The organism is Nocardia sp. NPDC051030, from assembly GCF_040683015.1.
Taxonomy (GTDB): Bacteria; Actinomycetota; Actinomycetes; order Mycobacteriales; family Mycobacteriaceae; genus Nocardia.
This window is the reverse complement of sequence record NZ_JBFBCD010000008.1, coordinates 1-23,911: the sequence shown is the minus strand read 5'-3', so window position 1 is coordinate 23,911 and position 23,911 is coordinate 1. Positions and strand designations below refer to the sequence as shown.

At 65.7% G+C, this 23,911-nt stretch carries 22 protein-coding genes and 1 pseudogene; 13 read left to right on the top strand and 10 right to left on the bottom strand.

Features of this window, described 5'->3' with window-relative positions:
* Nucleotides 1–91: 91 nt before the first annotated feature.
* Nucleotides 92–1,324, bottom strand: a complete 1,233-nt coding sequence (locus tag AB0N05_RS25795; RefSeq protein WP_364698429.1) for a hypothetical protein — start codon at nt 1,322–1,324, stop codon at nt 92–94.
* A 27-nt stretch (nt 1,325–1,351) separates the two neighbouring features.
* On the bottom strand, nt 1,352–1,780 hold the full coding sequence (locus AB0N05_RS25790) for an acyl-CoA thioesterase (protein ID WP_364698428.1): 429 nt from the start codon (nt 1,778–1,780) through the stop codon (nt 1,352–1,354).
* A gap of 146 nt (nt 1,781–1,926) precedes the next feature.
* Here AB0N05_RS25790 and AB0N05_RS25785 point away from each other — a divergent pair, with 146 nt between their 5' ends.
* The 4 genes from AB0N05_RS25785 (at nt 1,927) to AB0N05_RS25770 (ending at nt 5,165) form a co-directional block, all read left to right on the top strand.
* Nucleotides 1,927–2,814, top strand: coding sequence for a helix-turn-helix transcriptional regulator (locus AB0N05_RS25785; protein ID WP_364699080.1), 888 nt, complete (start codon nt 1,927–1,929; stop codon nt 2,812–2,814).
* Nucleotides 2,815–3,009: 195 nt separating this feature from the next.
* Nucleotides 3,010–3,504 carry a polyketide cyclase gene (locus tag AB0N05_RS25780; protein WP_364698427.1) on the top strand — a complete coding sequence of 165 codons (495 nt, stop codon included), beginning with the start codon at nt 3,010–3,012 and terminating at the stop codon, nt 3,502–3,504.
* A gap of 360 nt (nt 3,505–3,864) precedes the next feature.
* Nucleotides 3,865–4,251 carry a DUF6585 family protein gene (locus AB0N05_RS25775; RefSeq protein ID WP_364699078.1) on the top strand — a complete coding sequence of 129 codons (387 nt, stop codon included), beginning with the start codon at nt 3,865–3,867 and terminating at the stop codon, nt 4,249–4,251.
* 17 nt (nt 4,252–4,268) lie between these two features.
* Nucleotides 4,269–5,165: an aromatic prenyltransferase gene (locus AB0N05_RS25770; RefSeq protein WP_364698426.1), complete on the top strand. Its 897-nt coding sequence runs from the start codon at nt 4,269–4,271 to the stop codon at nt 5,163–5,165.
* Here the strand turns inward: AB0N05_RS25770 and AB0N05_RS25765 are convergent.
* A complete protein-coding gene (locus tag AB0N05_RS25765; RefSeq protein ID WP_364698425.1) occupies nt 5,162–6,229 on the bottom strand; it encodes a protein kinase family protein in 1,068 nt (355 codons plus the stop codon). The two genes, AB0N05_RS25770 and AB0N05_RS25765, sit on opposite strands and share 4 nt — an antisense overlap.
* Before the next feature lie 346 nt (nt 6,230–6,575).
* Here AB0N05_RS25765 and AB0N05_RS25760 point away from each other — a divergent pair, with 346 nt between their 5' ends.
* Both AB0N05_RS25760 and AB0N05_RS25755 read left to right on the top strand, forming a co-directional pair.
* The gene (locus AB0N05_RS25760) at nt 6,576–7,043 is read left to right on the top strand and encodes a hypothetical protein (protein WP_364698424.1); all 468 of its coding nucleotides are present in this window, start codon (nt 6,576–6,578) and stop codon (nt 7,041–7,043) included.
* 226 nt (nt 7,044–7,269) lie between these two features.
* A pseudogene (locus AB0N05_RS25755) lies at nt 7,270–9,570 on the top strand ((Fe-S)-binding protein); the annotation flags it as partial.
* Nucleotides 9,571–9,648: 78 nt separating this feature from the next.
* Here AB0N05_RS25755 and AB0N05_RS25750 read toward each other — a convergent pair.
* Nucleotides 9,649–10,326, bottom strand: a complete 678-nt coding sequence (locus AB0N05_RS25750; RefSeq protein WP_364698423.1) for a FadR/GntR family transcriptional regulator — start codon at nt 10,324–10,326, stop codon at nt 9,649–9,651.
* Between the two features lie 191 nt (nt 10,327–10,517).
* Here AB0N05_RS25750 and AB0N05_RS25745 point away from each other — a divergent pair, with 191 nt between their 5' ends.
* From AB0N05_RS25745 to AB0N05_RS25735, 3 genes are read left to right on the top strand one after another with little or no spacing between them, the layout of a single operon-like run.
* Nucleotides 10,518–11,993: an amino acid permease gene (locus AB0N05_RS25745; RefSeq protein ID WP_364698422.1), complete on the top strand. Its 1,476-nt coding sequence runs from the start codon at nt 10,518–10,520 to the stop codon at nt 11,991–11,993.
* Nucleotides 11,990–13,036, top strand: coding sequence for an asparaginase (locus AB0N05_RS25740; RefSeq protein WP_364698421.1), 1,047 nt, complete (start codon nt 11,990–11,992; stop codon nt 13,034–13,036). The genes AB0N05_RS25745 and AB0N05_RS25740 overlap by 4 nt, the downstream gene beginning before the upstream one ends.
* The gene (locus AB0N05_RS25735) at nt 13,033–14,451 is read left to right on the top strand and encodes an aspartate ammonia-lyase (RefSeq protein ID WP_364698420.1); all 1,419 of its coding nucleotides are present in this window, start codon (nt 13,033–13,035) and stop codon (nt 14,449–14,451) included. The genes AB0N05_RS25740 and AB0N05_RS25735 overlap by 4 nt, the downstream gene beginning before the upstream one ends.
* On the opposite strand, the gene AB0N05_RS25730 is transcribed toward AB0N05_RS25735, so the two are convergent.
* Nucleotides 14,395–15,903, bottom strand: coding sequence for an MFS transporter (locus AB0N05_RS25730; protein WP_364698419.1), 1,509 nt, complete (start codon nt 15,901–15,903; stop codon nt 14,395–14,397). The two genes, AB0N05_RS25735 and AB0N05_RS25730, sit on opposite strands and share 57 nt — an antisense overlap.
* 143 nt (nt 15,904–16,046) lie before the next feature.
* Between AB0N05_RS25730 and AB0N05_RS25725 the strand changes: the two genes are divergently transcribed.
* A complete protein-coding gene (locus tag AB0N05_RS25725) occupies nt 16,047–16,844 on the top strand; it encodes a TetR family transcriptional regulator (protein WP_364698418.1) in 798 nt (265 codons plus the stop codon).
* Between the two features lie 215 nt (nt 16,845–17,059).
* Here AB0N05_RS25725 and AB0N05_RS25720 read toward each other — a convergent pair whose 3' ends face one another.
* Entirely contained in the window at nt 17,060–17,740 is a 681-nt protein-coding gene (locus AB0N05_RS25720; protein ID WP_364698417.1) for a M23 family metallopeptidase, read from the bottom strand.
* A 183-nt stretch (nt 17,741–17,923) separates the two neighbouring features.
* On the opposite strand from AB0N05_RS25720, the gene AB0N05_RS25715 reads away from it, so the two are divergent.
* Nucleotides 17,924–18,250, top strand: a complete 327-nt coding sequence (locus AB0N05_RS25715; RefSeq protein ID WP_364698416.1) for a metalloregulator ArsR/SmtB family transcription factor — start codon at nt 17,924–17,926, stop codon at nt 18,248–18,250.
* 49 nt (nt 18,251–18,299) lie between these two features.
* On the opposite strand, the gene AB0N05_RS25710 is transcribed toward AB0N05_RS25715, so the two are convergent.
* Nucleotides 18,300–19,289, bottom strand: a complete 990-nt coding sequence (locus AB0N05_RS25710; RefSeq protein WP_364698415.1) for a glycosyltransferase family 9 protein — start codon at nt 19,287–19,289, stop codon at nt 18,300–18,302.
* A gap of 212 nt (nt 19,290–19,501) precedes the next feature.
* On the opposite strand from AB0N05_RS25710, the gene AB0N05_RS25705 reads away from it, so the two are divergent.
* Complete coding sequence (locus AB0N05_RS25705; protein WP_364698414.1) at nt 19,502–19,852, top strand: hypothetical protein; 351 nt, start codon at nt 19,502–19,504, stop codon at nt 19,850–19,852.
* Nucleotides 19,853–20,065: 213 nt separating this feature from the next.
* On the opposite strand, the gene AB0N05_RS25700 is transcribed toward AB0N05_RS25705, so the two are convergent.
* Nucleotides 20,066–20,755 (bottom strand): SGNH/GDSL hydrolase family protein, encoded by a 690-nt coding sequence (locus AB0N05_RS25700; protein ID WP_364698413.1) that lies wholly within the window; start codon nt 20,753–20,755, stop codon nt 20,066–20,068.
* Nucleotides 20,752–22,458 carry an MFS transporter gene (locus AB0N05_RS25695; RefSeq protein WP_364698412.1) on the bottom strand — a complete coding sequence of 569 codons (1,707 nt, stop codon included), beginning with the start codon at nt 22,456–22,458 and terminating at the stop codon, nt 20,752–20,754. The genes AB0N05_RS25700 and AB0N05_RS25695 overlap by 4 nt, the downstream gene beginning before the upstream one ends.
* A gap of 132 nt (nt 22,459–22,590) precedes the next feature.
* Here AB0N05_RS25695 and AB0N05_RS25690 point away from each other — a divergent pair, with 132 nt between their 5' ends.
* A complete protein-coding gene (locus AB0N05_RS25690; RefSeq protein WP_364699076.1) occupies nt 22,591–23,208 on the top strand; it encodes a TetR/AcrR family transcriptional regulator in 618 nt (205 codons plus the stop codon).
* 109 nt (nt 23,209–23,317) lie between these two features.
* On the opposite strand, the gene AB0N05_RS25685 is transcribed toward AB0N05_RS25690, so the two are convergent.
* Nucleotides 23,318–23,653 (bottom strand): YnfA family protein, encoded by a 336-nt coding sequence (locus AB0N05_RS25685; RefSeq protein ID WP_364698411.1) that lies wholly within the window; start codon nt 23,651–23,653, stop codon nt 23,318–23,320.
* Between the last annotated feature and the right edge of the window lie 258 nt (nt 23,654–23,911).

The following is a 23,911-nucleotide window of genomic DNA, read 5'->3' as shown; positions in this document are numbered from 1 at the left end:
ACAGCGGTTGTTGAGTCGAATGACCGATGGTTTGCGGGGTGCGGAGAGGCCGCATGTCCGTGAATGAAGGGGCACGTCTTCGATGTCGGGGTCAGCGGGTGCTGCGGGACAGCTGTTTCAGGTTGGCGGTGAGGATGCCGTGCAGGTCGGTGATCTGCTCGGGGCGGTGGAAGCGGTCGGAGTATTCGAGCTCGACGGTGAGCTCGCCTCGGAACGTGTACACGAAATAGCCGACCCACGAGACGGGCTCGGAGGTGGCGAAACCTCGGAAACCGGTGATCTGCATGCCTTGTGGGCACTCGAGGTCGGGGACCACGCCCCAGTTCGTGAGGAAGTTTCCGGTCGAATTCCGGGTGCGGCGCTCGGCGGCGAGGGTGGCCGCGGCGCGCATCACCGCGAGCGCGGACCCGGTGTCGATGCCGCGGACGATCTGCTCCTTGGTCTCTTTGGCGAGGACTTGCAGGTCGGAGCCGGATCCGCACGGGGTGATCGTGGGCGCGAATCCTAGGGCATTGGTGGCGTCGGAGGGCCGAGCCGGAGGGTCCAGGTGCGGGCGCAGATCCACGAGGTGGTACATGATCATGGGGAGTTCGGTTGCGGAGTCGGCTGATTCGGCGATCATTGCGCGTTCGGCTCGGATGATCGCGGCACTGACCAGCGCGTGGATGGTCGTTCCCCACGCGCGAGCATTGCCGAGTAATGCGCGAGTATCGCTGGCAGACAGGGTGATCCGATCACCCGGGGACAGGCGGAACATGCTTTCGCCGGGCACTTCCGACGAAGGGACGCTGTACACCGGACCCGGAGCCGAACCGCTCAGCTCCGGCAGTGGCAATCCTCGTTCCAGGTACAGCTCCTCGAGCCTGCGCGGGTGCACCGGGGTCGGATCGAGAACTGCCGCCGTTCCACTGAGCGCGGCGGCCATGTGCCAGAAGTCTTCGAGGAGTGCGAATCCCATCTGCGCGTCGTTGATCGCGTGCGCTACGCGAAGGGCGACGGCCGTCACGCCGTCATCGAGCACGATCTCGAGCCTGGCCACTGAGGCAGCGGGATCGAGGGGTTCGGTTCGAGCGAGCCAGTCGGCAATTGTGCTATCGATGATTTCCACCGAGGCGGCACCCGATCCGGTGTCGGGGGTATGCAAATAGCCTCGGCCGCCGTCGATTTCGATCGTCCCGCCGAGCATCGGATACTTGCGGCACAGCATCTCGAATGCCTGTCGCAATAGTTCGGTATCGATATCACCGGTACACATTGTCGCGTAGTCCACGGTGAGCTTGCGGGGCACGAATCCGTGATCGATGGTGCCCAATTCGTACTTCATATCAGTTCCCCTGTCCGGCTGGATGATTCAGTCCAAGCCGAGCAGCTCGGGGTTTGTGGCGCGCGAGCGGAACTGCGCAGCGGGGTCGGTGACCATTCGCCGAGTCCGCATATCGAGCAGTCCGCTGAGGCTGCTCACCTCGGCCACGAGCGTTCCATCTGGTTTACGAAAGGTGTGTTCGACGCGATGGGTTTTACCCTCTCCCCAGAGGAAGGTGCACGACACGTCGACCTGATCCTCGCCACGCAGTTCGCCCAGGTGGCGCACGGTGGTTTCGAGATTGATCGGGCCGAGGCCGTCCGCCAGCAGCCGGTCGGGCGACAGGCCCGCGGCCTGCCCGCAGGCGAAACGCGAATGTTCGGCGTACTGCAGGTAGACCGTGCTCGCCACATGGTGATTGGTGTCGAGCTCATAGCTGCGGACGGTGAATCGAATGGTGAACGGCTGCGCGCTCATCGTTCCTCCTACGAACTGTCGATTGTCGATGTTGTCGAATCAACAGCCTGCGCAAGCCCTTTCACTGCTACCAAGACGGTGCCGACACTGGTGTTGCTGACACCTGGCAGCGAATCCCTGGCATACCGACCATGGGGAGCGTGACCATGACCCGCTCCGCCCGCCGGACCGAACTCGCCGCGTTCCTGCGCAGTCGCAGGGCTCGCGTGACGCCTGCCGACGTCGGTATCCCTCCCGGGTTGCGGCGTCGGCTTCCGGGGTTGCGCCGCGAGGAGGTCGCCCACCTCGCCGGTGTCAGCATCACCTGGTACACCTGGCTCGAACAGGGCCGCCCGATCAATGTCGGCAGCCAGATCCTCGACGCCATCGCCCGCACCCTGCGCCTCGACGACGCCGAACGAGACCACCTGTACCGCTTGGCCGAGGTCCCGCTCATCCCGGTGACGGCCGACGCCGACCGAATCACCCCCACGGTGCAGTCGATCCTCGACAGCATCACCGGATTCCCCGCCGCCGCACTCAACAGCCGCTGGGACCTCCTGGGCTGGAACGCATCCTGCGCCGCCCTCTGGCCGAGACTCACCGCATCCGACAGCTCGGGCAACGTCCTCCGCGAAATGTTCGAAACCCCCGAGTGCTGCCGCTCCTTCGTCAACCGCGACACCGGCCTACCCCACATGGTCGCCTCATTCCGGGCAGCCTTCGCCCACCACCTCCAAGACCCCGCCTGGACCACCCTGATCCACGAACTCTCCTCCACCAGCCCCGAATTCGCCCACCTATGGTCCACCCACGACGTAGCCGCCCCACCCACCCAAACCATGACCTACCGCCACCCCGCCACCGGCGACCTCTCCTTCACCTTGACCAGACTCGACCTGTCCGCCATCCCCGAAACCTTCATCACGATATGGACCCCGGTCGACGACGAAAGCCGTGCCCGCATGACCCGCCTACTGACCCACCCCGAAGCCCCCTCTCCCGACCACACCCACCACCCCCATCCCACCGATGTTGTGGCCGAGAATTGGTGACGGTGAGGGGTGAGGGAGCTGTGGTGGTGGGAATTCGGACGCGATTCCACCGTGAGTGCTCCCTGATCATGATTGCGAAGCCGCGGTTGGGAAGCCGGTCGGCGAGGCCGTCGCCGACCACCCGCACGAGGGCCTTACCCACAACGGCTAGGGTCGTTTTCGACTTCAGCAGCACGGCTCGAAAGGCATAACGCGATGAGCGCAACCACCGAACGCATCGAGGTCTCGCGGCTCATCCCCGCGTCCGCCAACGCCATCTTCGCGGTCTTGACCGACCCGAAGGGGCATGTGGATATCGACGCGTCGGGGATGCTCATGGATGCCGACGGGGATCCGGTCGAGCGGGCCGGGGATCGATTCGTCGTGCACATGGACCGAGAAGCCCTGGGCGACTTCCCCCTCGGCAAATACGACGTCGAGGTCATCATCACCACCCTGATCCCCGACCAGGAGATCGCCTGGACAGTCGAGGGCCGGATGCGGCCGCACGTCCGCCACATCTACGGCTACCGACTCGAGCCGACCGAAGGCGGCACCCGCGTCACCTCCTACTACGACTGGTCCGAACTCGAGGAGACCTGGAAGCAACGCCTCACCTTCCCCGTCGTCCCCGAATCCGCCCTCAAAGCCACCCTCGGAATCCTCGAGCGCACCGTCCGCCGCCGCGCCGAAACCCACCGGACGGAGTGAAGGATCAGTCATGCCCGGGGCTGGTGGATGATCCAGATCGGATATTCTTCGCCGAGTCGAAGGCTGGGTTTCAAGGGGGGTTCATGACGGAGTCGACTGCGCGCGGACACGATCCGGAGGTATTGCGGCGGATCTCGGCGGCGGCGGAAGGGGCCGGCATCGGGCGGCATCAGTCGATTTATCCGGCCGCGCCGGCGAATTGGCTCGGTCTGGGGAAGATGGCATTGGTGATGCTCGGCGGCGTGGCGCTGACCGCGCTCGGAGTCGTCGCGGACCAGGAGTGGTTGCAGGGGCTGGCCGGATTCGCTTCGGTGGTACTGATTCTCGGCGTGCTCATCACCACCGTGCGAACGCTGGCGTATCAGGCGCGGAAGGCGGGAGCGCGGCGCACAGGTCACCGTCGACCAGTCGTTCGCGAATGTCGAGCGATGGGGCGCGGAGATTCAGGAGTCCGTGACGCGCACCCAGTTGCCGATCGCGGCCGCCCGCGTCCGCGCCGGTGAGCTAGTCGAGTTCGGGGATCTGTGGATCACCGCGAACGAGGTCGGATCCCGCCGGAAATCCGCATCATGGTCGACGGTGGGAACGCTCGATCTCACGCGCGGGTATGTCGCGGTCGGTATCGAAGGCAAACTGTTCGACCTGACCGTCACACCGGTCAGCAAGATCCCGAATTTCTTTGTCTTCCAAGCACTGTTCGACCACCTCCGCTCGCACTCACAAGGGCGGATCAGCACCGTGGAGTGACCTTTAGTCTTATTGGCATGGGCACGTCCGATGTTCTGACGCTCGACCGGATCCGGCGAGATCTCCAGGAATTCGCTCGCCTCGCCGAGGCACCCTACGACGCGGCGGCCCTGGACCCGGTACTCGAAGCACTCGAGAACCTATGGACCACATCCGTCCTCGGCGTCCGCACAACCACTCATCCTGTGCCGCAGCGACGACTGAACGTGCGGTTGATGAACTCCGGCAGCGGTGTCGACCCGGTCACGACACTGCGCGAAGCCGGACTACTCGAGTTCACCGGCCACCCGATGGAACAGCTACTCACCGACATCCCGGCGACCGTGCCCGTGCTCTTCGGTGTAGACGTCGGCGTAGCTCACGGCGTCGAGAAAATCTGGATGCTCTTCCCCGAACTGATCAGTGTGGAACGCGCCCTGGCATTCCCCGGCATCCCCGACTCCGCCCGCGCCCACGCCCCCCACCTGAACCGCTACGGCGGCGAAATCGCCATCATGGCCCTGGATTTCGCCAACCGCACCATCAACCTCTATTCCCAAGTCTTCGCCCCTGGCCACCTGACCCCCACCGACATCACCACAATCCTGACCGATCTCGAGTTCGTCCCCGCCACCACCGAAGAGCTCTCCATACTCGCCCCAACCTTCAACATCTACCGCACCTTCTCCTGGACCTCCCCCCAAATCCAACGCATCTGCTTCCCCGTACGCCACCAAGCCACAACCTTCCCCACCCACCTAGCCCCCGAACTAGCCCGCTTCGTCTCCAACGCCCCCTACGCAGGAACCGCCCCCCGAGCCTTCACCTTCTACACCGCCTACGGCCCCACCACCCGCTACTACAAAGTCCAAGCCGAATACACCTCAGCCCAACACGCCCCCTTCCCCGGCGGCAAAGCCCCCCAAATCAACTAACCGAGTGCAGGGGGCTGGCCGTTCAGTAGGCGGCGGATCTCCTCGTCTGGGTATGGGGTGCTGCGGCTGTCCTGTTGGAAGGCATGCGTGAATGTGGACATCGCCGCGGCGAGCGGTGCGTGCCGGGTGAGGGCCGCGGCGGCTTGCTCGGGGATGTCCTGTGGCGGTTTGCCGTCGGCGATGGCGCGCACCATCGCGGTCCGGTCCTCCCCGCGGAGACCGTAGAGGGCGGTGAGTAGCCAGATCACCAGATAATTGGCGGTGAAGGCGCGGTCGTAGCTCTGGTTCTGGTGGAAGAACGCGGATTCCTGTGGGGAGAGGTCGAACCCGGAGGAGAGGGCGAGGCCGTAATCGGCGAAGTAGAGGCGGTGGCCGTCGGTCAGGATGTTCTGGAAGTGTGCGTCGATGTGCAGCAGCCCATGGTTGTTCATGAATGTGGTGCCGGTGGCGAGTTCTCGTTCCACCATGGCGCAGGCCCGGTTGGCGGCCTCGTCGCCCGCCGCGATCTGGGCGTTGAGCCACTGGTGCAGGGTCTGCGGGATGTATTCCAGGAACAGGGCGATGCTCGCCGAAGAGTCTCGGAGGGCCTCGATCCGGTGGCGTATCTGGGGTCGGTCGTCCCAGTAGGCGACGGTGCGATCGATGTCGGCGAGCTCGTCTGGCAGCAGCGTCGTGTCGGGCAGCGCCCGCCAGTGGTACATCAGCGGGAAGCTCTCGGCTTCGGTCGCGAGCACCCAGTTCGTCGTCATGGTGTGCACGGCGAGCTCGCGCCAAGCCCCGAAACCCGCCCCGCCGATGAGGCCGATGCCGTAGTGGTGGAACTGCGGCAGGTCGAACAGATTCGCCGTGGAGCGGACGTGCTCGGGCTGTCGTTCCAGGTCGGTGAGGGGTATTCGCTTCACGAAGACCGGGGTTCCGGCGATCTCCAGCAGCGCCGACCTCCCACCGATACCGGCGCCGAGCGGTGTGGCCGCGTCCACGATCTCGCGCAACGCGTGATCGCTGTGCAACGCCAGGGCCGTGGAGACGGCGCTGTGGACGTGCAGGCGCGCCGGACGCGACATGTCGCGGATCGTCACCGCGTCAGGTGACGAAGACGTCACTGCGTCAAGGGAATTCGCTGCGGCCTTCATATGGGCGCCGACCTCGATTCAGTCATGGCCACGCGGCCGGTGGCTCGTTCTCGCTCCATCATGGCGCGGTCAGCCGTGACAGAGCGTTTCGAAAATCCGACATATGGTGGTTCGCCCACGCATCGATACCGGCCGCCTGTGCGAGGCCGCGAGGACAGACTCTTCGGCCGGAGCCCCGACTACTACGGGCATGTGGTTCGCGCGGGTAACTATTAGAGTGACCCAGATCATGATCGGCAGTCCGAAGAGATCGACAAGCGAGAGGTCCGGTATGCCCGTGCGTTCGTTGTCACGTGTTCTGTCCTGCTGTTTCGCCAGTGCCGCAGCACTATTCGCGCTCGCGCCTGTCGCACTTGCGGACCCGCCCGAATGGGAGGTCGCCAAATCCTGCTCCGGGGTCTACCTCACCAGTGATGGTTCGGCGGAGGTCGAATCCTGCATCTACCTCTACGAGGGCGCGCTGCGCTCCTACGGCAGCCTCACCTCCAAGACGGGCTCGTCGCCGATTCCCAACTGCACCATGGTCGTCACGATCATCGACAAGGACGCCTACTCCAGTGGCTTGCCCGATGAAGTGATTGGCTCCAGCGGCTCCATGCCCTGCTTCGACGGCAGTTACCCGTCGCCGCCGTTGACCATCGACAAGTCGAAAGTTATGGCGGGACATCGGTATGTCAGCTTCGCGGAGGTGACCAAGGACGGCAAGGGCATCATTCGCATGTATAGCCCGGAACTGCAGCCGTAACCGAGGGGCACCACCGACATCAGAGCCCGGCACCGTGCAGGTGCCGGGCTCGTCTGCGTCAACTCCCCGGCAGCCGTGTGGAATTCGTGAAGATCGCTGCGCCGCCCATGCTGGACAGAATTGAGCACCGATGTAATGATGATCAACATCGAGCCTAAGTTACTGGTCGGTAACGTTACCTTGTTGCTGCTCAGTGCGTTTCAGCGGACCGGGGGAGGTCAGCACCGTGAGCATCGCGACGGTCATATTGGGGATCATCGGCAGCATCGTCACCCTGATTTGCTGGGGGACACTCGCCGTCGGATCGACTCGGATGATTCGAATCTTCCGCGCGGGGCAGGCGGATCGGTCACGGTTACGCCCGGTATTGCTGCGTGCGAAAAATGTTGTCGTCGAGGTCGGCGCGCACACCCGGATGAACAAGTTCCGGACCGTCGGGTGGGCGCACTGGCTGATAATGATCGGCTTCCTGCTGGGCATGGTCTTCTACTTCGAGTCCTACGGCCAGACCTTCGATCCTGAATTCGGCTGGCCGATCGTGGGCGATACTGTCGGCTATCACCTGATGGAGGAAACCCTCAGTCTCGCAACGATCATCGGGATCCTGGCGCTGATCACCATCCGCCAGGTGAACCACCCCCGCCGACCCGAGCGGCTCTCTCGATTCAGTGGATCGAACTTCCGAGCCGCGTACACCATCGAATTGATCGTGGTCATCCACGGTTTCAGTGATGTCCTGGTCAAGTCCGGCAAGATCGCCACCTACGGCGGCGGGCACGCCTGGACCGATCCGATCACCATGCGGATCGCCACGCTGCTACCGGTCAGCCCGCTACTGATCTCGATCTCCGCGTTCATCAAAATGCTTGCGGGCGCGGCATTCCTCTACCTCATCGGCCGCAAACTGACCTGGGGCGTTGCCTGGCACCGGATTTCGGCCTTCTTCAATATCTACTTCAAGCGCGAGAACGACGGCGGCGTCGCGCTCGGCGCACTGAAGCCCATGATGTCCGGCGGCAAGGTGCTGCAACTGGAGTCCGCCGACCCCGACGTGGACACGTTCGGAGTCGGCAAGGTCGAGGACTTCACCTGGAAGGGTCTGCTCGACTTCACCACCTGCACCGAATGCGGCCGCTGCCAAAGCCAATGCCCCGCGTGGAACACCGGAAAACCGTTGTCCCCCAAGCTGCTCATCATGTCGCTGCGCGACCACACGTATGCGAAAGCGCCCTACCTGCTCGCTAGCGGTGACGACGGCAAGCTGGCCAAGCTCTCCGAATCCGAACGCGCAGAAGGCGAACGGGCACTCGTCGCACCCGCCGGGAGCGACTCCGGCGGCATTATCGATCCCGAGGTGTTGTGGTCGTGCACCACTTGTGGTGCGTGTGTGGAGCAGTGCCCGGTCGATATCGAGCATGTGGATCACATCATCGATATGCGCCGCTATCAGGTGTTGATCGAGTCGGAGTTCCCGTCCGAGCTCGCGGGTCTGTTCAAGAACCTGGAGAACAAGGGCAACCCGTGGGGGCAGAACGCCAAGGATCGCCTGAACTGGATCTCCGAGGTGGACTTCGAGATCCCGGTCTACGGCCGCGATGCGGACTCCTTCGACGGCTATGAGTACCTGTTCTGGGTCGGTTGTGCCGGTGCGTATGAGGACCGCGCGAAGAAGACCACCAAGGCCGTGGCCGAGCTCCTGGCGACCGCGGGGGTGAAGTTCATGGTCTTGGGTCAGGAAGAGACCTGCACCGGTGATTCCGCGCGGCGTGCGGGTAATGAGTTCTTGTTCCAGCAGTTGGCGATGCAGAACATCGAACTGCTCAACACCGTGTTCGAGGGTGTGGAGCAGGCCAAGAAGAAGATCGTCGTCACCTGTGCGCACTGCTTCAACGCGTTGAACAACGAGTACCCGCAGGTCGGTGGCAGCTACGAAGTCGTGCATCACACCCAGTTGCTGAACCGGCTGGTGCGCGCCAAGACCCTGGTGCCGGTGTCCCCGGTCGCGCAGAACGTCACCTACCACGACCCGTGCTATCTGGGCCGCCACAACAAGATCTATAACGCGCCGCGTGAGTTGATGGAGGCCTCGGGCTCCACCCTGATCGAGATGCCGCGTCACGGTGAGCGGTCGATGTGCTGTGGTGCCGGTGGCGCGCGCATGTGGATGGAAGAGCAGCTCGGCAGGCGCATCAACGTCGACCGTGTCGATGAGGCCTTGGAGACGCTCAAGGGCGGCAATGAGCCGTCGATGATCGCGACGGGTTGCCCGTTCTGTCGCGTCATGCTGACCGATGGTGTCACCGCCCGCAAGGACGGCGGCGAGGTCGGCCAAGGCGTGGAGGTCGTGGATGTGTCGCAGTTGATGCTGCAGTCGATCGATCGCATCGATGCCGCGCAGCTGACCGAGAACCTCAAGGTCATCCAGACTCCGAAGGTCGAAGAGCCCGAACCGGTTTCCGAGCCGGAGCCGGTGAAGGCCGAGGCGGCTGTCGCCGAGGCCCCGGCCGAGCCGAAGACCGCTCCGGCCGGTGGCGGCCTGGGCATGAAGCGCGGCTTGAAGCCTCCAGGCGGCGGCAAGGGTCTGGCCATGAAGAGCCCGAACTGATTACTCGCCGATGCGGGCGATGGTCTCGGCCACTCGTTCCAGGTGATCGGTCATGGCGAGCCGTGCGCCGTCCGGGGTTTGGGCTTCGATGGCGCGCACGATCGCCTCGTGTTCTCGGTCGGAGTCGGCGCGGCGGTCCTGGGTCAGGTTGAGGAACTCCGACTGTACGTCCAGGGCGCGGCGGGTGTCGGCGACCATCGAGGTGAGCATGGTGTTTCCGGTGGCCGCGGCGATGGCCGTGTGGAGTTCGCCGTCGTAGCGGACCCATTCGTGGGCGTCGGTGGCGGCGGCCAGCTTGTCGAGGATGGAGAACAGGTGTCGCAGCTGGTCGGGGGTGCGGCGTTCGGCGGCGAATCCGGCGGCGGGAATCTCGACCAGACGGCGCGCCTCGATGAGGTCGCGGGCGTCGACGCCCGCGAACGTCAGCTGGTTTCCCTCTTTATTGGAGACGACGAAAGTGCCACGGCCGGTTCGTGTTTCGGTGAGTCCGAGGATGGCGCAGGCGTGTAATGCCTCGCGCACCACGGGGCGGCTCACGCCGAACTCCTTGGCCAGGGCGATCTCTCCGGGAAGACGGTCGCCGACCGCGTACTCCCCGCTGTGGATGAGGCTCTTGAGTCGTCGAAAGACCGCTTCCGTAGCGCCGATGCGCTGCACTTGTCCCTCTTCGACCGTCACGCGATCAGTATGGTGACTCGCCTTATCCCACGCAAAACGCTCGGGCCGGGTGTTTCGGTGCGTGAGCGAGGGCGGCGTTGACAGTGGGTGTGACGCCGATTACCTTAAGCCTGTCTTACAGCCTGACAGCCTTACTGCCGAGTGTGTGAATCGCCGCTCGCGGGGCTGAGCTCGGCCCGAGGAAGGTCTCCATGCAGCACGATCAACCGCCGCTCGCGGCAGCCACTCAGTCGTCGCCCCCGATCGATATCGGCGACCTCGGCTACCAGAAGCGGCTGAGCAAACGCCATATGCAGATGATCGCCCTCGGCGGATCCATCGGCACCGGCCTGTTCCTCGGCGCGAGCGGCCGCATGGCACTGGCCGGACCATCGCTGGCCATCGTCTACATCGTGTGCGGCATCTTCACCTTCATGGTGGTGCGGGCACTGGGCGAGCTGGTCATGTACCGGCCCTCGTCCGGGGCCTTCGTCTCCTACGCCCGCGAATTCCTCGGCGAGCGCGGCGCGTACTCGGTGGGCTGGCTCTACTTCCTGAACTGGTCGACGACCCTGGTCGCCGACATCACCGCCGTCGCGCTGTACGTGCACTACTGGTCGTTCTTCGTGCCCGTACCCCAGTGGGTGCTCGCCTTGATCGCGCTGACGATCGTGGTCGGGCTGAATATCGTGTCGGTCCGGCTCTTCGGCGAAATGGAGTTCTGGTTCGCGCTGATCAAGATCGGCACCATTGTGGTGTTCATGCTGGTGGCCGTGGCGTTCATCGTCACCGGGACCTCCATCGACGGCAATGTGCCGGGCCTGTCGACCATTACCGACAATGGCGGCCTGTTCCCGCGCGGCCTCGCCCCCATGCTGACCATCGCGCTGGGCGTGGTGTTCGCCTTCGGCGGCACCGAGATGATCGGCGTCGCCGCCGGAGAATCCGACAACCCGCGAGCCGTGGTGCCCAAGGCCGTCAACTCCATCATGTGGCGGATCGTGCTGTTCTACGCGGGCTCGGTCGTGCTGTTCACCCTGCTGCTGCCCTGGACCGCGTACTCCTCGGCCGAAAGCCCGTTCGTCACCGTCATGAGCCGGATCGGCGTCGCGCACGCCGGAGACGTCATGAACCTGGTGGTGCTCACCGCCGCCATGTCGAGCCTGAACGCGGGCCTCTACGCGACCGGCCGCACCCTGCGCTCCATGGCGGTCGCCGGTGCCGCACCGCGTTTCGCCACTCGGATGAATCGCCACGGCGTCCCGTACGGCGGCATTCTGATCACCAGTTCGGTCGGCATCGCCGGTGTGGTGCTGAATCTGCTGGTGCCGCACAAGGCATTCGAGATCGTGCTGAATCTGGCCGGGCTCGGCATTGTCGGCACCTGGGCTTCGATCATGATCTGCCACTGGGTATTCGTGCGCAAGGCCCGACGCGGCGAGTACGAGCGCCCCGAGTTCCGGCTGCCCTACGCGCCGGTGCTGAATGTGCTCACCCTCGGATTCCTGGTCGCGGTGGTGGCGCTCATGTTCTTCGACGACGAGGTCGGACGGATCACGCTCGTAGCGTTCCTGGGTGTGATCGCGGCCATGGTGGCGGGCTGGTTCCGGGTGCGCGGGCGACTCCACACGGACATGTTCACGGCCACGGATCGGGCGGAATCCGGCGATTCGGCGGAAAGCCGATGAGCCTCCCGACGACGGTACCTGCCGCGCAACAGGTTTCGACTCTGCGCGTCGACGTGCTGTACACCGGTGGCACCTTCGGCATGGTCGATCGGGGCGATGGGCTGGGCCCGCGCACCGGCATCGGCACCGAAATCGAGGCGCTCCTGGACGAATTCGTGCGCGAGACCGGAATCGCGGCCGACTTCCGGTACGCCGAATTCGATCAGGTGATCGACAGCGCCAACGCCGATCCCGACACCGCCCGCCGGATCGCCGCCCACGTGCGATCCGGCCTGGGCACGACGCCGCCGGACGGAGTGATCGTCGTGCACGGGACCGACACCATGGCCTACGTCGGCGCGCGCATGGCCTTCGAATTGCGGGATGTTCCGATGCCCATCGTGCTGACCGGAGCACAAGTGCCGCTGGGCGATCCGGGCAGCGACGCACGCGGCAATCTGCACCTGGCATTGAATTCGATTGCCGCCCAGCCGGGTCCGGGAACCTTCCTGGCGTTCGGTGCGTCCCTGCACCCGGCGGTGCGAGCCAGCAAACGCCACTGTGAGGACCCCGACGGGTTCAGCACGCTCGGCGACTTCACTCCGCCGCCGACACCGCCCGCCCTGCCCGCCGCCCGAGGTAATGGAACAGCCTCCCCGGTGGGACTTTTCACCGTTTTCCCCGGAATGGATTCGGACCTACTCGATGCGGCGCTCCGCATCTACCACGGCGGGGTCGTGCTCGAATGCTACGGCGCCGGAACCATGCCGATGTTCGGCTCCACGACGATCGAGGCCGTCCGCCGGGCGACCGGGCGCGGAACGCCGGTCGTCGTGATCACCCAATGCGACGGCGGCGCGGTCGATCTCGGCCTCTACCAGCCCGGCCGAGCCCTGCTCGACGCGGGCGCCATCGGCGGCGGCGATATGACCCGCGAGGCAGCCCTGGCCAAACTCGCCTACCTCGACGGACTCGGTCTCTCCCACACCGAGATGTGCCGGTGGATGGCGACCAATCTGCTCGGCGAACTCTCGAATTCCCCTTCCACCTCCTGGAGCCGATGATGTCCGAAGACCCTCGCACAGAACACGATTCCCTCGGCACCCTGCCCGTGCCCGGTGACGCCTACTGGGGCATCCACACCGCCCGCGCACTGAGCAACTTCGTGATCTCAGGCGACAACATCGGGCGATACCCCGCGCTGATCGTGGCCCTGGCCGCCGTCAAACAGGCGGCGTGCCAGGCCAATCGGGAACTCGGCCTGCTCGACGCGCGCCGAGCCGACGCGATCGAGGCCGCGTGCACCGCGATCCGGGGTGGTGCGTTGCATGATCAGTTCCCTATCGACCCGATCCAGGGCGGCGCGGGCACCTCGACCAATATGAACGCCAATGAGGTCATCGCCAACCGAGCCCTCGAACTGCTCGGCCACGAGCGCGGAACCTACACCGAACTCGATCCGCTCGATCACGTGAATCTCGGCCAATCCACCAATGACGTCTATCCGACCGCCGTCAGACTCGCTGTCATCACACATCTTCGGCAGCTCGTCGCCGCCCTCGGCCGCCTCGCCGACGTGTTCTCCGCCAAATCGCTCGAGTTCGCCGACATCATCAAAATGGGCCGCACCCAGCTACAGGACGCCGTCCCCATGACGCTCGGCCAGGAGTTCGGCACCTTCGCGGTCATGCTGCGCGAGGACTGCGCCCGGCTGGTGGAAGGAATCGCGCTGCTGGGGGAGAGCAACCTCGGCGGCACGGCCATCGGTACCGGAATCAACGGCCACCCCGACTATCCGGTCCTGGCCTGCGCCCGGCTGAGCGAACTGACCGGCGAACGGGTCACTCCCGCCGAGAATCTGATCGAGGCCACCCAGGATTGCGGTGCGTTCGTACAGGTCTCGGGCATCCTCAAGCGCGTCGCGGTCAAGCTGTCCAAGACCTGCAACGACCTGCGACTCATGTCCTCCGGCCCGATCGCCGGACTACACGAGATCAATCTCCCACCGGTGCAAGCGGGTTCGTCGATCATGCCCGGCAAGGTGAACCCGGTCATCCCCGAAATCGTCAACCAGGTCGCCTTCGAGGCCATCGGCGCCGATATGACCGTCACCATGGCCGCCGAAGCCGGTCAATTCCAGCTCAATGCCTTCGAACCGATCATGGCCTACAGCCTCCTGCGCACCACGGCCCACCTCACCGCCGCCGTGGACACCCTGGCCACCAAATGCGTCAGCGGCATCACCGCCAACACCGACCACCTGCTCTCCGGCGTAGTCCGCTCCATAGGCATCGTCACCGCCCTGACCCCGCACATCGGCTACGCCGCCAGCGCCCGAATTGCCAAGCACGCCTTGCAAACCGGCCAACCGGTCGCCGACGTCGCCACCGAACTCGGACTCCTGGAACCGGAAACGGTGCAGCTACTCCTCGCCCCCCACCGGCTCGTGGGACTGACCGGAGCCGCCCTGCCCCGATGACGCTGTCTTGATCACAAAAATGCTGACCACCAGCGCCAGCGCGCAGGCGACCACCGCGGCGATCACCGCGGTGGACAGACCGTGCGAGAGGGCGTCACGCCCGGCGTGGCCATGCCGACTCGACTGAGAGATCGTGGTCAGAATGGCCACGCCCAGCGACAGTCCTACCTGCTGTGCGGCCTGCAGCAGGCCTGATGCCGCACCCATATCGCGGGGCTCGAGTCCGCCCAGCACGGTCATGTTCAGGGTGACGAAGGCCAGGCTGAGTCCGGCACCGAGCAGGATGAACGGCCCGACGATTCCGGTCAGGTAATTGCTCGACTCGGTGGTCGTGGTCAGCCAGATCGCCTCGAGCCCCATGAGGATCACACCGGTGATCAGCACGGGTTTGCGGCCGAAACGGGCGATCAACTTGACCGCCCGCCGGGCGGCGAAGAACTGGACGACCGCCATGGGGAGGAACGCCAGCCCGGCCTGCCACGAGCTGAAGCCGAGCGCGTTCTGCACGTAGAGCGACAGCAGGATATAGGTGCCGCCCATGGACACCATGAGCAACACGAAGCTCAGGTACGCCCCGGCCCGCACTCGTTTGCTCAGCAGCCGCAGCGGCATGATCGGCTGCGCGGCATGGCGTTCGATGAACACGAACACCGCCACCAGCACCACACCGGCGACGAACGCGGCCCAGGCGACGGAATCACCCCATCCGGCGGTGGAGGCGCGGGTGAGGCCATACACGATCCCGACCATGCCGAGGGTCGAGACGATCGCGCCCAATACATCGAATTTGGCTGGATGCCTCTGGGTTTCGACGAGGTAGAGCTGAGCGAGCACGATCGTCACAATGCCGATCGGCACATTGATGAAGAACACCAGCCGCCAGCTGAGGGTGGTGAGCACGCCACCCAGGATCAGCCCGAGGGTGATGCCGAATCCGGTGACCATGGAGAACACGCTCAGCGCGCGAGTGCGGTGCGGGCCCTCGGCGAAGGTGGCCGCGATCAGTGACAAGGCCGCGGGTCCCGCGAAGGCGAACCCGACGCCCTGCAGTGCGCGCGCGGCGATGAGCAGCCCCTGATTCGGTGCGATGCCGCCCAGGATCGAGGCGGCGACCACCAGCGACAGCCCCCACACGAACATGCGGCGACGGCCGAGGATATCGCTGGCCCGGCCGCCGAGCAGCAGCAGTCCGCCGTAGGCGAGCGAGTAGGCGCTGAACACCCAGGCCAGGGCCTGCGCGGACATGTTCAGCCCGGATTGGATCTGGGGCAGGGCGATATTGACGACATTGCTGTCCACCGAGACCATCAGCTGACAGGTCACGATCACGCCCAGGGTGATGGCCAGGCGGCGGCTGGAACGGGTTGTCTCGCCGTGGGTTTCGGTCCGGTGGTCACGGTCCGGTGGATCGACGGAGAGCGCGGACGGGGACTGCGTTTCTCGGCTGGTCATGCAATTGTCCGTTCGAAGGATTTCGCCAGGAGTTGGCAGAGGGATGAGCCGCGGCGCGCCACTGCGCCTCTGCTCCACGCTTGTATACTCAGCAGCATAGGTACCGCCGATCATTTCGTCTACAGTTGTTGAGCGAGGCCGCCATGACATTGCAGGAACTGCAGATCACGCCGCAGGAACCGGAACCGGCTGTCCCCGCCGGGAGGGTCGCGCGCCGATTGCAGTCCCGGCAGCAGATTCTCGATGCCGCCCGGGAACTGTTCGCCCAGCGCGGCTATGTCGAGACCACCATTCGGGCCATCGCACAGCACGCCGGAGTTGATCCGGCGCTGGTAATGCAGCATTTCGGGACCAAGAAGGCGCTTTTCGACGAGATCGCGGGTATTCCGGAGACTCTCGACGACGCCCTGCAGGGGCCTCCGGAGGAACTGGGCGAGCGGCTGCTGCGCCACGCGCTGGCCGATGTCGACCGCAAGGAAGATCGGACCATGCCGGTGCTGCGGTCGATGCTGACCCATCCGGAGGCGGCGCACGCGGTGCGCTGCGCGATCGTGAACCCCGAGACCAGTCCGTGGACGCGCGTTCTGGCCGGTCGAGACGCCGAGCTGCGGTCGGTTCTGATCGGCACGCTGGTGCTTGGCGTCCTGGTCGCCCGCTACATGGTGCACATTCCCGGCGTTGCCGATGCCCCCGCCGAGCGCCTTGTGGAACTGCTCGGCCCGTGTCTGCGCCCCCTGGTCACCGAGGGTATGCCCGCCGAGCGCCCCGAGCCGTGCTCGGCACTGGAATCGCTGGCCCAGGCCGACGCCGAACAGCGGGCCGCCGCCGTACGCGTCGACGAACGCGCCCGTGCCGCCTTGGCTGCCGGTGCCTCCTACGGTGACATCGGCCGGGCGCTGGGCATCAGTCGCCAGGCCGCTCGCAAGCGCTGGCCTGCCTGATCACTCTTCCTGCGAGGTGACAACATAGGTTGTCGATCTGGCAAGAGTGATTTCGAGCGACCTTCGCCTCAATGAGTGACAACATTGGTTGTCGTATTGCTCTCCGTAGAGAAAATCAGAGCCCTGCACCGAGTAGGTGCAGGGCTCTGATCATGTGTTTGCTGCTGTTTCGGGAATCCCTCATCGATTCCTGTAACTGCCGCGGAGGGGTCGAATCAATCGACCGGCATGCCCACATCCATGCCGCGGTTCGCGAGCCACGGGATGGGGTCGACGGGGCCGCCCTGGGTGTGGACCTCGTAGTGCAGGTGGGGGCCGGTGGAGTAGCCGCGGCTGCCGACAGTGGCGATATCGTCGCCCGCGCGGACCTGCTGGCCGGGCTGGACCAGGATGTCCTGCATGTGGCCGTAGACGCCGATGGTGCCGTCGTCCTGCTGAATGCGGACCCAGAGGCCGAAGCCGGAGGCGGGACCGGCCTCGATCACGGTGCCGTCGGTGACGGCCTTGATCGGGGTGCCGAGGCCCTCGCCGAAGTCGATGCCGGCGTGCATGGCGCCCCAGCGGACGCCGAAGCCGGAAGTCAGGGGACCGGCGACGGGGCGCACGGTCTTGGGGCGGGCCTGCTCGATGCCGAGATTGCGCAGGAAGTCGACCACCTGGGGTGGGACGGTCTGCGGGATCTGGGCTTCGATCGGAGTGAAGGCAACGGGTGCGGCCACATGGGTCTCAGCGGCTGCGGTGAGCTGACCGACGGCTTCGCCCGAGGCATTCTGGTCGGCTGCTGCGAGTACGCCCAGGGAGGCGCTGACAACGGCGGTAACGGCCACGGCACGAGTTGCGGCCGTTCGATACTTGCCGGCCTTGAGGCTGCGAGATAACGGAACGGTTACGGGCATGCATCGAACGTACGGGAGGCCATGGCGCGTTCCGAAACCCTGTTGTGACCGTCACAGCGGTACAAAACGCCAGTTGATGTGTCACGACTGGATAACGACACAGGGGTAATTCTTGAATGACATTGGCGAACGTGGGTTGCCGGTGTATTGACCCCATTGTTACGCCTCGGGCACACTACTTAAGTGCCCACTAACGGAGTTAAGGTCTTGAGCGCACTCGCCGACCCCACTCGGCGGGCCGTCTTCGAAGCGCTCCCGCAAGGACCCCGCTCGGTCAGCGAACTCGCCGCAACCGTCGGTGTGACCAGCTCGGCCGTCTCCCAGCATCTGCGGGTCTTGCGCGAGGCCCGCCTGGTGATGGTCCAGCCCGAGGGAAACCGTCGCCTGTACTCCCTGGATCCCCGCGGCCTGGCCGACGCCCGCGACTACCTCGAGCAGTTCTGGCCCAGCGCCATCGCCGCCTACTCCGCGGCCATCTCCAGCGCCCGCGCCGATCTCGCCGACCTATGAGTCGATCTTGCAAAAGATATAAGGAGAAGCCCGGAGTAAAGCGGAAGCGTCAGCCGACCCGGCGGTAAGCCTGCTGGGCGCGACGATCCAATCCGGTTCCCGGCCACGGCCGCTTGCGCAGCTGCTTGTCGACCGCATTGAGAACTTCCGGAACCCCGATCTTCAGCAGCCCCGAATCGGTCATCCCCGCATCCGGATCACCGGTCTGCCCGGCCCACAACACGGCATGCCGGCCGAGTAGGTGCGGCGGAGGCCCGCTGCGGCTGGGCGGGGTCGGACCGAACAGCAGCACCGTCCGGGTGCCGAAAGCCGTTGCCAGATGCGCTACTCCGGTATCGCCGCACACCACCAGATCCGCCTCGGCGACGGTGGCGGCGAGTTCGATGAGATTCTGCTGACCCGCCAGGACTCGCGCCGGTGAGAGTCCCGCACGGGCGGCGACGCCGAGCGCTATTTCGCGTTCGGTCTCATCGCCGGTCAGCACGACCTCGCGCCCCTGCACCAGGAGATGACGGACCACCGCGGCGAACCGGTCCGGCGGCCAGCGCCGGGCCTGAGCGCCCGCGCCGATGTGCACCACCACGCAGTCGCGATGACTCGTTGTCGAAACCGGTGGCACCAGACCGAGATTGCGGCGGTCGGCGGTCATGCCATCGGATTCGAGCAGATGACACCAGCGGTCCACATCGTGCATATCGGCCTGCCAGTCCGGTCCCTCCAGGTCCGGGAAGGCCGGATTGCGGTAGGTGAGAATGCGTTCCGGCCGGGCCTTGGTCAGTTGCACGATGCTGTCCGCGCTCGCGCCGTCCAGATTGACCGCGAGCGCCGGAGCCGCGCCGTCCCAGCGCATGCCGATCGGGGCGATAATGGGCACCATCTCGTCGACCGAGGCGATCAGATCCACAATGGGTTTCAAGCGATGGGGCGCGGCGAGCGCGATGTGGTCGTCGGGCCGGGCTCGGCGCAGTGCGCGCAACGCGGGGACCGCGGTGAGCAGATCACCCAGTCCGCGTGCTCGCAGCACGAGTACAACCGCCACCTGAGTTCTCCTAGCCATCAACACTGCCCATGCAGGGAAGGCCCACCACACAGGGGACATGGAGAGCCGCTTGATGTGGACTACCCGTGTGACGGTGCTGTGAAACCCTCGGTGAGTCGATGCCCGAAACGCCGGGACACGGCCGAAACAGCGGCCCATATTGGTACTACCGGCTGTCGTAATCGCGAGTTGATCAACTACGCTGTGCGTTCATGACCTTCGTCTACAACCTTGTGGTCGTGACCCATCTGCTCGGTATGGCGGCGGTGGTCGGCGGGTACGCCGCCTCCCAGCCGCGGGTCTCGGAGCTGATGGTGTGGGGCGCCCGCGCACAGATCATTACCGGCGTCATCCTGGTGGGCATGGCCGAGTCGATCGACTCGCTCGGCAAGGACCCGAATATGCCGAAGATCATCACCAAACTCGTGATCTCCGTGGCGGTGGCGGCCTTCGCCGAAATGGGGCGCGCCGATGCCAAGCGCGGCAAGGCGGTGCCGTGGATGACGCACGCCGCGGGTGGGCTCGCCATCGCGAACGTGCTCGTCGCCGCACTCTGGAAATAGACAGCATCGAAAACCTCTGCTGCACAGCATGCGTCGAGGCATGTAGCGCAGTGCTCACACCAACGACACGGTCACCGCACGAGTTCGTGCGGTGACCGTGTCGTCTTGATAGGGCGTCGTATCAATAGGGTGCGATGCACCCGCGCAGGGCGCGGCGCACTTTCGGAGAGTGCACTGCACCTTCATGGGGTGCAGTGCACCGGCCAACCCGGGTCAGTGCACCAAGCGGCTGGATTGATCGGCGTTCGCGGTTTGGGCGAACGATCTCGCGATCTCGGCGGCGACCACGGCGTGGCCCGCCATGCTCAGGTGAATGAGGTCCGCGCTCAACCAGTCCGGGCGCAGCCGCGCCGGGTGATTCCAGAACTCGGTGAGGATGGCGTCGTGGCGGGTCGCGATCCGGCGCACGCTGTCGGCGAACTGCGCGAACAGCGGCTGCAATGGCGTCATCTTCCCGGTGAAGGCGTCGGCCATGGTGAACAAGGCCAGGCGCGCCCCGGTTTCCGTGGCGGCGGAGCACAATTCGTCCAGCTCGGCCTCCACGGTGGCGAGATCAGCGCCGCGCCGGAAGAGATCGTTGCCGCCGCAGGTGACGTACACCAGGTCCGGGCGGAAGTCGTCGAGGGCGGGCAGCTGCTCGGTGCGCACCTCGGCAATGAGTGCGCCCACGCGGCCGGTATTGAGGTAGCTGGTGTCCGGATGCGCCGTCGAGAGCCAGCGCGCGATGCGGTCCGCCCACGGCAGCGTCTCGTAGCCGGGGACGGGATCGCCGGTGCCCGCGGCGGTGGAGTCGCCGATGACGGCGAAGCGCCGCCATGGCACGTCGTGCAGGAGTGCGGTCCCAGCTGTATCGGACAGTATCCAGGGGTTGTCGGCTTCGACGTGAATATCGGTGTGGCTCATACGTTGACCTCCTCGGAACGAGCGGGCACGGCCGCGATGACAGCGGCGGCGACCGCGATGACGGCGCAGATGGCGAACAGCGAATGGAAGGCGGCGAGCCCGTCACGCGGATGCGCGGCGAAGACGGCCGCCAGCACGGCCACCCCGAGCGCGCCGCCGGACTGCCGGGCGGTCAGGTTCATGCCGACACCGGCGGCGAACCGCTGCGGCGGCAGTGAACGCGCGGCGGCGGTGCCGAGCACGGTGATCACCATTCCGATCCCGCCGCCGCCCAGGATCCCGGCGGGAATCCACGCCTTCCAGAGTTCGGGCGTGGTGCTCCAGGCATCGGTGCTCATATAGAAGGTGGACGCCGCGAACATGAGCGCACCCAGCACGCCCAGCCAGCGCTGCCAGGATTCCGGCGCGCGCCCCGCGGGCACCGCCGTCATCATGGACGCGATCGCCCCCACGGTCATGGCCCCCGCCGACTCCAGCACCGAGTAGTGCCATACCGAATCCAGCCACAGCGGCCCGGCCAGCAGCCACGCGAACATGCTCGCGCCGAATACGAATGCGGTCGCGTTCACCAGCGCGTACCGGTGACTGCGCCACAGCCCGACCGCGATCGCCGGGCGCGGATGGCTGCGCGACCGCCATAGCGCCACGGCCAGCAGTGCCAGCCCGCCGATCCCGCAGACCAGCGTGCGCCATTCCCCCCAGCCCCACTGCTGCCCCTGCGTGACCGCCGCGACCACCGCACCGATCCCGAGTCCCGTTGCGGCCGTACCGAACAGATCGGGCAACCCGTCCCGCTGCCGTGCCTCATTGGCCGCCAGCCGGAACCCGAGCGCGATGAGCACCGCCGCGATCGGCAGATTGATCACGAAAACCGAACGCCACCCGAACCAGTCGACCAGCGCACCACCCACCGCGGGCCCCACGGTCGCGGCGAACCCGCCCGCAGCTGTCCACGCCGCCATGGCAACGCCGATCTTCTCCGGCGCGGTCACCCCCAGCACGACCCCGAGCCCGGCGGGAATCAGGAATGCCGCGGTCGCACCTTGCAAAAACCGCCCGACGATCAACCAATCGGCCCCGGGCGCAACCGCACACAGCAGCGAAGTCAGCGCGAATCCGCCCAGCGCGAACAGGAACACCCGCCCCCGCCCGAGCGCATCAGCCAATCGCCCAGCGGGCGTGAGCAATGCCGCGAACGCCACCGCATATCCGCTGACCACCCAGGTGAGGGTGGTCGGCGCGGTCGAAGGAAAGTCACGTGTGATGGCCGGGAACGCGATATTCACGACCGAGAGATCAAGAAATGCCACAAAGGCCGCGCCACAGGCAACGAGCAGTGCGCGCCGGGCAGCGCGTGCGGCCGCAGTCGTCGCCGACTCCGTTGCCGCCGATTCCGCTGCGGGCGAGTCCGATTCGGAGGAGGCGATTGTGGGCGAGGCCGGTCCGCGGGAGGCGATTGTGGGCGAAGCTGGTCCGGGGGAGTCCGTTGCGAGTGAAGCTGGTCCGGGGGAGGCCGCTGCGAGTGAAGTCGGTCCGGGGGAGGCCGGTTTGGGGGAGGCCGGTTTGGGGGAGTCGGAGGTCGCTTCGTGCGCGTCCGCGGTGGGTGGTGCGACGTGATCGGGGGAGGAGGTGGGGTCGGGGGGAATCCGAGGAGGGGAGGTTTGGGGGTGCGCGGCGTTGTGCCGGGCTGACGCATTGGTCATCGGTTGAGCTTTCGAGCGAGGGATTCGAGCGGAACCTAAACTGTACGAACGATCGTGCGTATTGTTGAAAAGTACGACCGATCGTGTGTTTTCGCAACAGGTAGGTGCGAGGATGGAGAGGTGGCTGAACCCATGGAGAGTGCTGAGCAGGAGATTTCCGATCAAAGATTGCTCAAGGGTGCGCGAGCCCGGGCGGCGATCGCGCGGCACGCGGCCGATGTGGCGTCCGCGGAGGGGCTGACCGGACTGAGTCTCGGGCGGCTCGCGGGCGATCTCGGGGTGAGCAAGAGCGGTGTCGCGACACTGTTCGGCACCAAGGAAAATCTGCAATTGGCCGCGGTGCAGTCCGCGCGCGAGGTGTTCATCGAGCACGTGGTGACCCCGGCCTTCACCGAGGCCCGCGGCATGCCGCGACTGCGCGCCTTCATCGACCACTGGTTCGACTACATCGGCGAACCGGTGTTTCCCGGCGGCTGTTTCCGGGTCGCGGGGGTAGTGGAATTCGACTCCCGCCCCGGCCCGGTCCGCGACGCACTGGCCGCGGACCGCGCAGATTGGTTCGCGGTGCTGGAGAAGGAAATCGGCCGCGCGCAGGAGCAAGGCTTCCTCACCGGGCAGGATCCGCACACCCTCGCATTCCAGCTGGATGCGATCGTGGGGGCGGCGAACACCGCGGTGCGCATGGGCGATCCGGGCGCGATCGCCACCGCCCGCGGCATTGTCTACGCTCTGATCGGGGCGAAAGCCTGAACGCTTCGCGCACTGCAAACCGGCCCGCCGCGCCGCAAGCTCTCAAACTTCGCTGCGCACACTGCAATTGTGCGCGCAATGCATGAATGCACCGAGGTCACAGGTGGTTTCACGTGGATCTTGGCATGTACATGATCAACGTGACACCCACCAAACAGACCACCGCGCCGATCACATCCCACCGATCCGGCCGGAACCCATCCATGGCCATGCCCCACGCCAGCGACCCCGCCACGAACACCCCGCCATACGCCGCGAGGATCCTGCCGAAGTTGGCATCAGGCTGCAAAGTCGCCACAAACCCATAGACCCCGAGCGCAACCACCCCCGCGCCCATCCACCCCCACCCCCGATGCTCCCGAACCCCCTGCCAGATCAGCCACGCCCCACCGATTTCGGCGACGGCCGCCAGCCCAAACAGCACGATCGAACGCAGCACGGTCATGCCTGCCACCCTAAATCCCACCCCACCCACCCCCGCGACAGCACGCGCGATGGCGAGCTCCGGCCGAGACATCCGATACGTCGACGGCACCTGCGGTCGTCAGATCTCACCTGGACCATCCGACATCCGGTAGCGCGCGACGCCGAATCCCTCGGCCCAGATGGGTGAGGGAGCTGTGGTGGTGGGAATTCGGACGTATTCCCACCAACACAACACACAACCCAGTTTTTTTTGGCGGGGGGCCCCCCCCTTTTGGGT

Excerpts from the sequence above, each read along its gene's own strand:
- AB0N05_RS25795 (WP_364698429.1), bottom strand. The coding sequence starts at position 1,324 with ATGAAGTACGAATTGGGCACCATCGATCACGGATTCGTGCCCCGCAAG.
- AB0N05_RS25790 (WP_364698428.1), bottom strand. The coding sequence starts at position 1,780 with ATGAGCGCGCAGCCGTTCACCATTCGATTCACCGTCCGCAGCTATGAG.
- AB0N05_RS25785 (WP_364699080.1), top strand. The coding sequence starts at position 1,927 with ATGACCCGCTCCGCCCGCCGGACCGAACTCGCCGCGTTCCTGCGCAGT.
- AB0N05_RS25780 (WP_364698427.1), top strand. The coding sequence starts at position 3,010 with ATGAGCGCAACCACCGAACGCATCGAGGTCTCGCGGCTCATCCCCGCG.
- AB0N05_RS25770 (WP_364698426.1), top strand. The coding sequence starts at position 4,269 with ATGGGCACGTCCGATGTTCTGACGCTCGACCGGATCCGGCGAGATCTC.
- AB0N05_RS25765 (WP_364698425.1), bottom strand. The coding sequence starts at position 6,229 with ATGTCGCGTCCGGCGCGCCTGCACGTCCACAGCGCCGTCTCCACGGCC.
- AB0N05_RS25745 (WP_364698422.1), top strand. The coding sequence starts at position 10,518 with ATGCAGCACGATCAACCGCCGCTCGCGGCAGCCACTCAGTCGTCGCCC.
- AB0N05_RS25740 (WP_364698421.1), top strand. The coding sequence starts at position 11,990 with ATGAGCCTCCCGACGACGGTACCTGCCGCGCAACAGGTTTCGACTCTG.
- AB0N05_RS25735 (WP_364698420.1), top strand. The coding sequence starts at position 13,033 with ATGATGTCCGAAGACCCTCGCACAGAACACGATTCCCTCGGCACCCTG.
- AB0N05_RS25730 (WP_364698419.1), bottom strand. The coding sequence starts at position 15,903 with ATGACCAGCCGAGAAACGCAGTCCCCGTCCGCGCTCTCCGTCGATCCA.
- AB0N05_RS25725 (WP_364698418.1), top strand. The coding sequence starts at position 16,047 with ATGACATTGCAGGAACTGCAGATCACGCCGCAGGAACCGGAACCGGCT.
- AB0N05_RS25720 (WP_364698417.1), bottom strand. The coding sequence starts at position 17,740 with ATGCCCGTAACCGTTCCGTTATCTCGCAGCCTCAAGGCCGGCAAGTAT.
- AB0N05_RS25705 (WP_364698414.1), top strand. The coding sequence starts at position 19,502 with ATGACCTTCGTCTACAACCTTGTGGTCGTGACCCATCTGCTCGGTATG.
- AB0N05_RS25700 (WP_364698413.1), bottom strand. The coding sequence starts at position 20,755 with ATGAGCCACACCGATATTCACGTCGAAGCCGACAACCCCTGGATACTG.
- AB0N05_RS25695 (WP_364698412.1), bottom strand. The coding sequence starts at position 22,458 with ATGACCAATGCGTCAGCCCGGCACAACGCCGCGCACCCCCAAACCTCC.
- AB0N05_RS25690 (WP_364699076.1), top strand. The coding sequence starts at position 22,591 with ATGGAGAGTGCTGAGCAGGAGATTTCCGATCAAAGATTGCTCAAGGGT.
- AB0N05_RS25685 (WP_364698411.1), bottom strand. The coding sequence starts at position 23,653 with ATGACCGTGCTGCGTTCGATCGTGCTGTTTGGGCTGGCGGCCGTCGCC.